This is a genomic window from Nostoc sp., assembly GCF_036917155.1.
GTDB lineage: Bacteria > Cyanobacteriota > Cyanobacteriia > Cyanobacteriales > Nostocaceae > Nostoc.
Map to the genome: position 1 here is coordinate 1 of NZ_JBALDZ010000021.1, position 11,734 is coordinate 11,734.

Annotated in this window: 7 protein-coding genes; 3 read left to right on the forward strand and 4 right to left on the reverse strand. The window is 40.4% G+C overall.

Features of this window, described 5'->3' with window-relative positions; all coding sequences use genetic code 11:
* Positions 1-484: 484 nt before the first annotated feature.
* Both V7K67_RS03155 and V7K67_RS03160 read right to left on the reverse strand, forming a co-directional pair.
* Positions 485-1,171: a DUF6875 domain-containing protein gene (locus tag V7K67_RS03155; RefSeq protein ID WP_334731772.1), complete on the reverse strand. Its 687-nt coding sequence runs from the start codon at positions 1,169-1,171 to the stop codon at positions 485-487.
* 1,062 nt (positions 1,172-2,233) lie between these two features.
* Positions 2,234-3,901 (reverse strand): alpha/beta hydrolase, encoded by a 1,668-nt coding sequence (locus V7K67_RS03160; RefSeq protein WP_334711005.1) that lies wholly within the window; start codon positions 3,899-3,901, stop codon positions 2,234-2,236.
* 534 nt (positions 3,902-4,435) lie between these two features.
* Between V7K67_RS03160 and V7K67_RS03165 the strand changes: the two genes are divergently transcribed.
* On the forward strand, positions 4,436-4,891 hold the full coding sequence (locus V7K67_RS03165; protein WP_334731773.1) for a hypothetical protein: 456 nt from the start codon (positions 4,436-4,438) through the stop codon (positions 4,889-4,891).
* 84 nt (positions 4,892-4,975) lie between these two features.
* On the opposite strand, the gene V7K67_RS03170 is transcribed toward V7K67_RS03165, so the two are convergent.
* Positions 4,976-6,010: a M28 family peptidase gene (locus V7K67_RS03170; protein WP_334731774.1), complete on the reverse strand. Its 1,035-nt coding sequence runs from the start codon at positions 6,008-6,010 to the stop codon at positions 4,976-4,978.
* 379 nt (positions 6,011-6,389) lie between these two features.
* On the opposite strand from V7K67_RS03170, the gene V7K67_RS03175 reads away from it, so the two are divergent.
* Positions 6,390-7,256: a hypothetical protein gene (locus tag V7K67_RS03175; protein ID WP_334731775.1), complete on the forward strand. Its 867-nt coding sequence runs from the start codon at positions 6,390-6,392 to the stop codon at positions 7,254-7,256.
* A 456-nt stretch (positions 7,257-7,712) separates the two neighbouring features.
* On the forward strand, positions 7,713-10,055 hold the full coding sequence (locus tag V7K67_RS03180; RefSeq protein WP_335165218.1) for an adenylate/guanylate cyclase domain-containing protein: 2,343 nt from the start codon (positions 7,713-7,715) through the stop codon (positions 10,053-10,055).
* 95 nt (positions 10,056-10,150) lie between these two features.
* Here the strand turns inward: V7K67_RS03180 and V7K67_RS03185 are convergent, their stop codons facing one another.
* Positions 10,151-11,326, reverse strand: coding sequence for a homospermidine biosynthesis protein (locus tag V7K67_RS03185; RefSeq protein ID WP_334710520.1), 1,176 nt, complete (start codon positions 11,324-11,326; stop codon positions 10,151-10,153).
* Between the last annotated feature and the right edge of the window lie 408 nt (positions 11,327-11,734).

Genomic DNA, 11,734 nt, shown 5'->3' on the forward strand with positions numbered 1-11,734 from the left:
AAAATCAGGGGATTTGTACAAGGACACATTGAAACATCGTGGCTGACGCCATCTCGTTTCAAATATTTTTATCTCTTTTCATAAATAAATTTAGAGGCTTTAAACCCTGTATTCGAGGCTAATTTTTTTTCTGTTCCCTGTTAAGAGTTCCCTGTTCCCGCCCCGAAGGGGCTTGGTAAATCATCGGTAAAGAATAGTATTTTACTTTCGTTGTCGTAGATTAGCTTTGGCTGAGGCTCCTTGCCAACGCAAACGTCGCCTTCACCATGACCCAATTAGCGCCATACAAGCTTTGGTCAATCAACATACGGAACTTCTTACTGTGCTTGAGTCTCAAGCTCTCACATACCAATTAGACAGCTAGGGGTTGGGTTCAATTGCTAACACGGATAACTTGGTCGGTATTTTGCATAAGACCCCTATATCTACATATAGGATCAGTTACCCTACGGGAAGCAAGCTACAGTGTTTTAGCACTACTGAGTTATACACAAGAACTAACTAAATTTTCTTGTTTAAGCTGTTCTTTCGCTAGAGCTAATGCTTGATGAGCATTTTTAAACTTGGTTTCATCTGTAAATTTATGACCAAAACGCTGTAAATAAGCTTCCAGATACCGAATACGTAAGTGTGGATCGGCTGGACTCACAAGAAAAGGGAGGTCAGCTTCAACCATAAACCGGATAGCTAACAAAGGGATAGGGCTACGAAGTGGACGAAAGTTTGGGTTGTGCAAACCAGGACTTTCATTACGTTTATGAAATTCTCCTATCATCAGTCCTGACTCAACAAATAAAGGTTTAAGTTTTTGTTGGATACTATCTACTAATTTAGAAGTATCTTCTATATGGATGTCAGGAAAGATAAGTAAAAAAGCTTTATTAATTGCTAATTCCTGCTCTTTATCATCTATTTCCAGAAATATATCTCGGTAGCGTCTAACAACCTCTTCTAATTGTTCTGGATATAAATTTTCTGTGCGAATAACTGCTAAACGAATACTATTTGACTTGAGAGAGTGAGGAACGAAAGGGCAAACTGTGCCTGGTCTACCTAAGTTAGGATGAGGTCTTCCTAAAAAATTTTTCACCCATTCCATAATTGAAATTAAGGAAGAAAGGTCTTCGTGTTGTTGAAGCTGTTCGATTTCACGAGTTGTATAGAGTCGCATAAGCTGAAGTGGAATTGAGTAATTGTTTGATTCTAAATACAAAATTAGTTTCGCAATATTATATGAATGAAACTAACTATTATCTTAGAAAGAAAACCAAGATTTGATATTTTTCTGTTGTGTTCAGATGTGGTTTCTTGCAGATAAAAAGTCTCTAGCATTTTGACAAACTTAAATAATTTTATCCTACTCAAGACATGAACATATTTGGCACTAGGCAACTTGTGTTCATTTATAAGAAGAATTCAGAACTCAGGAGTCAGAATTCAGTATGAATTCTGTACGATTGGGTAATGAATATTGGTTAAAACCGTACAACTCTTAGAGAAGCTACCGCGAACGTCCCGCTACGCGCTTTCGCCCCTGGTGGGCGAAAAAAATTAAAATATTCTCGCCTTAAAACTCTATCCCTTTATGGGTAGAGTATTCTGAATTCTGTATTCTGAATTCTGACTCCTGTTTTATTTTTGGCATTTTAGCTAGACCACAGATGTATTATCCAGCAGATGCTCCTCATTTTGACACTCTCAAGCTTCCATTATTTTTAACGAAAATATTATAAAGTTTATATCTAAATAGTTGTTTTTACTGTGAAAGTTTAGTGTTGCTTTAACAGCAACTATAAGCTTGTTAGCAGGCTAGTATACTTTTGTCTAAGTAAAATATCAAAAATTAAACCCAATTTTATTGTGCCAACTGACTTACAGCAGTTTGCACGTAAGTGAGGTAGAAAATGTAAGACTCACGCATCAGATATAAAGAGTTTCTACTCCTGCTTCCTGTCTCCAAACCTGTAACTTTGTACTTCATGTAAGAGAAAACTGCTGTATCTATTAATCGTAGGAAAGGTGGTTTCTGCCGTCCCCAATATTCCTACTCTTAAAGCTTGCTTCCCCATAAGGGTATGTGAACTTGTAAGCGCAGCCTCTCTAGAGAAAAGGCTGCGCCAGCGCTCGTAATGACGTAAAATCGTAGTCAGTACGTAAGTCTTGTTCAAGCAACTCTTGGCAATACACTGGCTCGCCTACAAAAAGATTGGATATTTGTGTAATTGGAAGTTCCTTATTTGTCAACAAATTCTTTTACTACTGCCATAGCATCAGGAGGAATTTCCGTAATGAGACGAAATGGAAATGCAGCAGTTGAGGCAAACTGAGCATAATCTGATGTCAAAAAGACAGCGTAGTTTTTAGCTTCTGGAGTCATCTGTGCAGCAAAGGCTAAAGCTATAGCTTTAACGTACTTGCGAACATCTGCTGCTTGTTCACCCACAACTTCACCGCCACTAATCGGTGTATTGGGTTGTCCTATCTGATCTAAAGTGGTACTGGGATCTTTGACGCTCAAATGAGTGCCTCCAACTATACCAACTAGCCATTTGGGGGATGGGATTTTGTTAAATCCCACAATCTGTTCAGTTAAGGCTGGGGTAGTTTTATCGGCGGAACCTGTTAACACTAGGGTAGGAATTTGTATCTTAGTTAACCCAGTTTCGCCAAAAATCAGAGAAGTTGTAGGATTGAAAGCGATCGCCTGTTTTATTCTGGGATCTCGTAGTTGATAACTATTTTCTGGCAGTTCTTGAGCGATACACTGCATATCTTCTCCCAGACTCAAGATAGCCAAGTTCTTTTGACAGCGTTGTTTGAGATGTTCTAGTTGTAACTCGGCTCCAGCGAGTGCTAAAGCTGTACCACCGCCAAAAGAATAGCCAATAATCATCGCTTTATTGGTTGCAAGTTTCCCTTGCAGCGGATGATTAGCTGTTTGGTTGAGCTTTTCTAATTCGTCCAGAACGAAACTAATATCTTGAGGGCGATCCAAAAACTCCTGAGGCTTCATAACTCTGGTTTTGCCTTGGAATGCTAAGTCAGTATTTGCCTGATTACTACCGGGATGTTCTAAAGCTGCTACTACATAACCGTGGGATGCTAAATGTTCTGCTAGGTAACGCAAGTCTGTGCGGACTGACGCGAAGCCGTGAGAAAGAACAATTACGGGTTTGTCGGGAGTTGCAGCAGTTGACCAATAAATATCAACTGGAATTTGGCGATCGCGCTTTTGGTCATTCAGGCTTAAGTTGAGTATTTTTACTTGAGCATTTCCTGGTTGGCTGGGATCAAAAGGGAAAGCAATCTGCGGAGTTTTAGGGTTGAGTTGGGGAGCGATCGCTAGCATAAATTGTTGAGTACGCCAAAAAGCTGTATTCAAACTCCCTGCAACTAAAAAAGCCTGTGGCAAATCAATTTCTAGGCGTTTACTGGGATAAGCGGCAATAAAACTTAGTATAGAAAGACCCTGCGGTGCAGTAGAACCTAATACCAATCCTGATCTCAGTGCTTGTACCCCAGCTTTATCCCTTCTGGCTAAGGCCGTAGCGAAGTCATTGAGAATAGTTGTGCCAATCCGACTATTAACTAACTTATCAACGGTGACAACATTCATCGGTATGTTCATACCCAACGCCCCCAAGAAGAAGCGGCGTTGTTGTTCAGATAATTCTTTAGTGTAAGGCTGCAAACTCTCAGGCAATTCCCCAGTTTTTGCAGCCTTTTGCAACTCAGTAAGAGAGATAGATTCTGTAAATAAACCTAAATGCACGATCACTGTGTCAGCCGCAATGGCCGAAGCATTTCCCCCAAACTGTGTAAGTACGATGCCTACGGCGGGCAAAGCCAACGCGCCCAAGAAACCCGCAACTGTCTTAAGACTTTCCCAATTTTTTCCCATAAATATTTATACCAAGTGTTACTTACGGGAATATAACGGATATTTGTGTATTTGACTACCCTATTAATGGCTGAGAAATAAAAGTAAATTTTTTCCTGAAGTTGATGGCGATGCCTACGACTGGCTACGCCTATGCCCAGATATCCTCAAAGTATCTACTGATGCCAACAAAGCCGATCAAAAGCAACGAATTGTAGAATTCATCACAGCTAAAAAATTGAGCATAAATCAGTGTTAATAGCCACAAAAGCCTAATTATTTCTCCGCTAGGTTTAATACTGTAACAGCGATAGTTCAAAATTATTTATCCAGAGCAATTTATGTATGGGATTAATCTAAAATCCAAAATCCAAAATCCAAAATTGAGTTAATGTAAGTTTTTATAACACGAAAATTTAAAGGCAAATTAATGTTTTTTCTTTGACCTTTAGAGCGTGTTGCAGAGGTGTTGCAGGTAGATAGTCTTAGTGCTGTAGCTGCATTATCATTACTCATCAAATTCTACCAGCCGCATCAACAATTTTTCTTGGTTTTATGCGTCACAGACTCCGCTATATTCTACTTTTGCTGCTCTCCCTGAGTATTATTACATTGTGGTGGACTGTGAATGATTCTGATTGCAATTTCGAGCCTTTTCTAGCATCAAAAACTACAAAGTTCCAAGTACATGCTACTAAAGTTATTATTCAGCCGTGGCGTGGTCGTCACCATGTATATGGAATATTTATGATTCCTGATGAATACAAACAAGCTCCATTTTTTGTGGTGACAGTTCAAGGTGCTGGCAGTTATTGTTCCAAACAATCTGGTTATCAAAAAAACTTTGATGATATCTTTGCTGAACCAGGAACTTATCTGGTCAGAAAGTTTATTAGAACTCGAATAGCTCTGCGGCTAATTCTCCAAGGTTTGTACTTTCAACTCAATGATAAACAGAACTGGACATTGACTTTCCCGGAACCAAAGACTAGTACAAGAAGGCAAAAGTAAAAAGAAAGAATGCTTATTTTGTAAGCATTCTGGCTATTTTAAATGGGTAGCTTATTTACGCCGTGTTGTACTAGTCAACATAATTCATAAGTCTGTCTTCTCTAATAATACAGTCGTAGCATTAACTACAATCTGTGCTGCTCCTGTGAAGAACGATCGCTCGATAGTTGCTGGAACATCGCTAGGTTTATGATAGTGCGGAGTACGTAAATTTGCGGTATCTGTCACTAGCACAGCACCCACGCCCTGATACCAAAATGGTGCATGGTCGCTGCGTAGGGTATCGGGTGTCAGTAAACCTTTAAAAGGAATCGGCAATGTTAGCACTGCTGGCAGATTTAATTCCTGTTTATTCAGGGCGGTTGAGGGGATATTTTGTGAGTTGTGAAAGGCACTCAGTAAAGATAAATGTTCTGTATCACCGATTACTGCTAAAAAGTCGCCTTTGTCGCTAGGTGGCTTAACAGGCAGTCCAGCAGGGTATTTCTGACATCCAGCACGGTAACACGCATAACCTACCATATCCATAACGATCGCTCCGCCTAAGTTTTGTAAGCGTGCTGTCTTGCTAATGAAAGCCTGACTACCTAAAAGCCCTGCTTCCTCTTGGTCAAAAAAAGCTAGCTGTAATGTTCGTGGCGTGGGATGGGAACCAAGCAATCGGGCGACTTCCAGCACTACGGCTACACCACTGGCGTTATCATCAGCACCAGGGGATGAGGCAACAGTGTCGTAATGCGCTCCTACGAGAATTGCTTTCGCAGTTTTGTTAGTTCCTGAGCGTTCGGCAAAAATATTCACACCATCGGAGAAATGTTCTAATTTAGGCTTCCAACCTAATTTTTTCAGTTCAGTTGTGATATAAGTGCGAGTAAGCGATCGCTCTGTTGTTGTGTAGCGCTGAAAATTTAACTTTTGGATATGAGTTAACAGCTTGTCAGTAGACACTTGTAGGATATTATCAACTTCCTTCGACTCTGGCTGTGGTTCGGGTGTTTCTACTGGAATGCGCTCAACAATTGTCGGTGAAGGACGCTGTTCAAAAAACGTGCTACCTCTGCTACCCACCATCACAACTGCCATCAGCGCTAACAGTATCAGCCAAATCCATTTTTTCATTATGATTTATCCTTGGCTTCCTAACTTAGGGTAGCGCAAATCTACAAGCATAACTTTCCAGAATTGCTAGGAAGGGTTTAATATTTCGGTTCCCTAAATTATTAAGGAACGTGGATTAAATAATATGTAAAACCTCATCCTGTCTCTAGCTTCCCTCTCCAATATATCGGAGAGGGATTGAGGGTGAGGTAAACCAGGGACATAAATCGTATGTTATTTAATTCTTATTCCTAAGGAACAAACAATCAATACATTAGCGTCTGTCTTTACATCTGTTTCAAAAGACAAATATTAAATTAATTCCGAATTGTGAAATTTTGGAATTATATGCTTTATTATCCATTAGTAGCTGGGTACTATTTTTTCCTTCTATATTAATATGAAATTCATGTTGAAAAACTACTTTAATACCAATCAAATGCGGATTTTCACGGCTTTGATTCTGACTGGAATTTTATCTGTTTCTAGCGGTTTTACACTTATCAAAGGTGCTGTGGGGGCTTCTGCGAACTTCTCCCTACAAACAAGCAATGAAGTCCTCAAAGACAATATTAAACCAAACCGTTTGCCACATCTAGTAGCTAATGCGGTACTGCGAGATTTAGCCGGTAGACAGGGAATTTCAACCAGAGAACTGCAAATTATTGACTATAGTCAACAGACTTGGCGCAATGGTTGCTTAGAAATGCCTCAACCTGATGAACTCTGTACCCAAGCATTAATTTCGGGTTGGCGAATTGTGGTATCTAATGGCAAACAAAACTGGATTTATCATACCAATCAAACAGGTTCTTTACTCAGGCTCAATCAAAAGGCTAACGAAAATACACTGGTCCCTGTGCAAATTCCAGTTGGCGAGTTACCACCACCCTTAGATCGAGATATAGTCTTTCGACAAATCTCCAGTGGTGGTTTTGCTGGCAGAACCTACGAGACTGTTTTACTCAAAGATGGGCGATTGATTCGCGTGCGGATTGGTGATGCCAATGATTCTGAGCGTAGTGTTCGCCGTGTTTCTGTGCAACAGGTAAAACAGTTTGTGCGATCGCTACAACGTTCTAAGTTTAGTAAATTTCAGAATTTGAGTTACCCAGCCCCTAGCGGTGCTGCTGATTATATCACCTATACTCTGACCAGCCAAGAGGGTACGGTTCAGTACAACGATATTTCTCAAAATAACCTACCCAAGAATTTACAGACAGTAGTTAAAGCCTGGAATCAACTCGCAGCCAGCGCACAATCATAAATCTCATGGATGGAATTGAAGAAGAATCCAAAACCATGCGGAATCGCTAATGCTGCGCCATCTGTTAGTCGCTAGAATTCAATTGTGAATTCTAGCAACTTCTATTTTGTTAAAGTTAAAGATGAAGACCACTATTGAGTACAAGCCTCAAAAATCCACTATTCTATTCAATTGTCAATCATCCAAAAGAAATACATTCAAAATATTACGCGAGCTTATTTATGCCTACTTACTTAAGTCCGATCGAGTAACTCCAAAGCTTACTCCTAGTAATCTATAAAGTTGAAATTTATAGGTAAGCAAGTTCGTAGTCAGGACTTTAGTACCTAATTTTTCAGTAGAATGATAGTTTCATATCGCAAAAATTAGAGGTTTTTTCTTCCTATTTCTTAAAATCTCCTCTTTCCTCTAAATCTTCCTTTTAAAGATAAGTCTAAAGTCTGTTTCCATACCATAATGAAAGACCAAGTACTAGACCGGATTTTTAACAAACCTTCTTTTCTCCTTAAATTTGAACGCCTGGAACTGGATGAGAATTTCTGCATCATCGATACATCCGAGCAAGTACAACGGTTTGCAGAACATCCTGAGGACGTGATTCGGGGAAAAGATGTCCGGCTAAGTTTTCCTGAGTTGAGAGGACTTGAAAATATCCTGAAATCTCTTCTACAAGGGGAGCAAGAACTGTTTGAATTACAAGCAATTGAACGATATTCAGAGCATAATCTTTATGTATATATAGATATATATATTATCGGCGAACAGCAAGAAAATAAATTAATAGTCCTGATTGAAGACGTTACCGACAGGCTTGTTTTAAAGCAAAAGCTAGCACAGCAGGCCAATGAAACGAATCTGCTATCAAGTGCTTTAATCTCATGTGAGAACTACATGGAACAAGTAATCACTTCAATGGCAGATGCTTTGTTAGTAACCAGTAACACAGGAAAAATAAAAAAAGTTAATCGTGCTGCTCAAAACCTATTTGGTTTTAGGGAAGAAGAATTAATTGACCAACCGATATCACTAATATTTGATAATAATCAAATATTCATAGAAGCTATTTATCAGCATTCTTATTTGAAGCGAAATTTACAAAATATAGAGGTAGTTTGTCGAACAAAAACTAGAGAAAAACTGTTGATTGCTTTTTCTTGTTCAGTAATTACGAAAAAAACAGAAGGACTAGAAGATATTGTCTACATTGGTCGAGATATTACTGCTTGGCAGCACCGAGAACAGCGTACAAGTGCCCAATATGCTATCACTCGCATATTATCAGAATCCCAAAGTGTCAAGCAGGTAATTCCGCAGATTTTACAGTCAATTTGTCAAAACTTGGGATGGGATTTAGCCGAGCTTTGGACACCAAGTCAATATATTGGCACTTCAGTACCAAGAGATCGCCTTAATGCAGTACTAAGATGTGTGGAAATTTGGTCAAGTCGATTGATTTCTGTCCGAGAGTTTAAAGCAATCACGTGGCAAACTACCTATACGCCTGGCGTTGGCTTACCTGGTCGAATTTGGATTAGATGTTTGCCTTTGTGGATTAAAGATATCACAGAAGATGGAGATAAAAGGCGATCGCAAGCCGCTACTGAGGCTGGATTACACGCAGCTTTTGGCTTCCCGATCTTAGACGATAGTGAAATCTTAGGAGTGATGGTTTTCTTCAGTCGGGACGTACAACCAAAAGATAAAGACCTATTGCAAATGATGGGTTCTATTGGTAGCCAAATCGCCCAGTTTATCAAACGCAAACAAGTAGAAAATGCTCTTAGAGAAAGTGAAGAACGATATCGAGATTTATTTGAAAATGCTAATGACTTGATTCAAGCTGTCAATGCTTATGGGCGTTTTTTGTATGTTAATCGTGCTTGGCGAGAAACTTTGGGATACAGCGAAGCCGAAATTGCGAATATGAATATTTTTGATATTATACATCCAGAGTTTAAACAATACTGTTTGCAAAGGTTTTATCGCGTGCTATCAGGAGAAAAGCTTGGGCAAGTAACAGCCACATTTGTTACTAAAGACGGTCAAACAATCTTTCTAGAAGGTAACATTAACTGTAAATTTGTCGAAGGTCATCCGATTGCGATTCGCGGTATTTTTCGCAATGTCACCCAGCGACTAGCAGCAGAAGCAGCGTTGCGCCATCAGCAAGAAGAAACTGAACGTTTATTGCTGAATCTTTTGCCAGCAGCAATCTCCAAAGAAATTAAAGGAGAAGCAGCCGGCATTGCCGAAGGTTTTACTGATGTCACAGTTTTATTTGCAGATATCATCGGCTTTAGCGAAATTGCTGCTTCTATGAGTGCAATTCAACTACTGAACTTACTCAACCCAATTTTCTCAGCTTTCGATCGCCTCACCGAACGATATGGTTTAGAGAGAATCAAAACCATTGACGATGCTTATATGGTAGTTGGCGGCTTACACACACACCGCCCAGATCATACTCAAGCGATCGCTATTATGGCACTGGATATGCAAACTGCGATCGCTCTCTTCAATACTGAGAATAACCAAAATTTCAGTATTCGTATCGGCATCCATAGCGGTTCCGTAGTGGCAGAAGAAATTGATCTAAACAAGTTTACTTGTGATCTCTGGAGAGACACGGTAAACATCGCTAGCTGCATGGAATCTCAAGGTATTGCTGGTAAAATCCAGGTTACAGAAGATATTTATAAGTGCTTATGTGATGAATTTTTATTTGAAAAGCGGGGCCAAATCGAAGTTAAAAGCAAAGGGAAGATGACAACTTATTTGTTGATTGGACGGAAGGGATGAGGGGGGTGAGGGGGATGAGGAAGCAATTTTTTTACCTCATCTCCCCCTACTCCCTCATCTCCCCCTACTCCCTCATCTCCCTATTCGCTATTCCCCTAGTGAGTATTGGGAATCAGCCGACCACAGGGATAAGTCGCTGTTTGCTGTGAAGCACTTTCAGCAACTACTGCTGGAACCTGATCTGATGGTCGAGTTTTGGCTGCTAGATAGTCTTTTTGCAGTTTATCCAAAATGGCTTCTCGCCTGTCGTAAATACGCTTCAGGGGACGAGACTGGCATTTATTAAGAACATAGGCTGTCACCAGTGGTAAAGCGATCGTGCTATCGGTATAACAAACGATTGTGTTAGGTAACTCATCTGGGTCAATCTTACCCCAACTGACCGCTTCCGATGGGGTTGCCCCAGATAAACCACCTGTATCTGGACGCGCATCGGTAAACTGCACAAAGTAATCGTGTCCTCGTTCTTCTAACCCCAAAACTTCGTGAAGTTGCGGTTGAGTTTGTAGTAAAAAGTTCTTAGGACTACCGCCACCGAGAATTACAGCTGCACTTTTACCTCCTGATTCACGGGCATTATATGCGATCGCTGCTGTCTCATTCACGTCAATTGATGGATCTATCACCAACTGCGAACCTTCCAATGCTAAAGCCGCTACGTTCATCCCAATTGAGCTATCTCCTGGAGAAGACGTATAAATCGGTACGCCGTATTCATAAGCTGTAGCTAACAAGCAGGAATGCTGCACACCCAATTGCTTTTCTACTTCCCGAACATATTTACCTAATAAATGGTGAAACTCAGCCGTTCCCATCCGCTTTTGAAACGCTTCTCCTTGGAGAATCTTGCGGATGAACGCATCAGTTTCTAGCAGCACATCGTAACCGAAGATAATGTCATAAATGCGGATAGTGCCTTCTTGGCGAAGTTTCACATCATCCAAAAACGGATTACCAGCAAAAAGTTCAAAACCCAAACCGTAGTGCATATCGTGGTAAAGATTTGCACCAGTACTAATCATCCAGTCAATAAAGCCGTTACGAATTAAGGGTGCAAGTGCTGAAACCCCAAATCCTGCTGGCGTCATCGCACCGGAAAGGCTAACTCCCACCGTGACACCTTCCGTAAGCACATCGCGACTCAGTAGTTGGCAGATTTCCCGCAACCGCGCTGAGTTGTAAGCGGTGAAGTATTGATCGATCAAATCCACCACATTGATATCATTTGATATAGGTGTAGGTGCAATTTTTTGACCCAGCTGTTTAGACATTTTGGCACTCCCGAACAGTAAACTCGCCGAATCTAATGTTATCTAGCTTTCAGCCAAAGTGACAGCAATACTTTTTGATCGCTACCTTGAAAAAGGAAGTGGGGAGTAGGAAAAGAAAGCTTTTTCAGCCCTTTTGGGATTTTCCCATGATTACCTGTCTTGAAACCTTATAAGCATTTGACAGCCACATTAGTCACATTGCTGCGAAACAGTACCATCGCTTCACTAGCGCCAAAATGTTCTGAGTTTATTGATAAACTTGAATAATAACTACATTTTTGACCAATTGACTTGAGGCGAGACAAAAATCAATACTTACCAAGCCCCTTCGGGGCGGGAACAGGGAACTCTTAACAGGGAACAGAAAAAAAATTAGCCCCGAATACAGGGTTTAAAGCCCCTAAATTT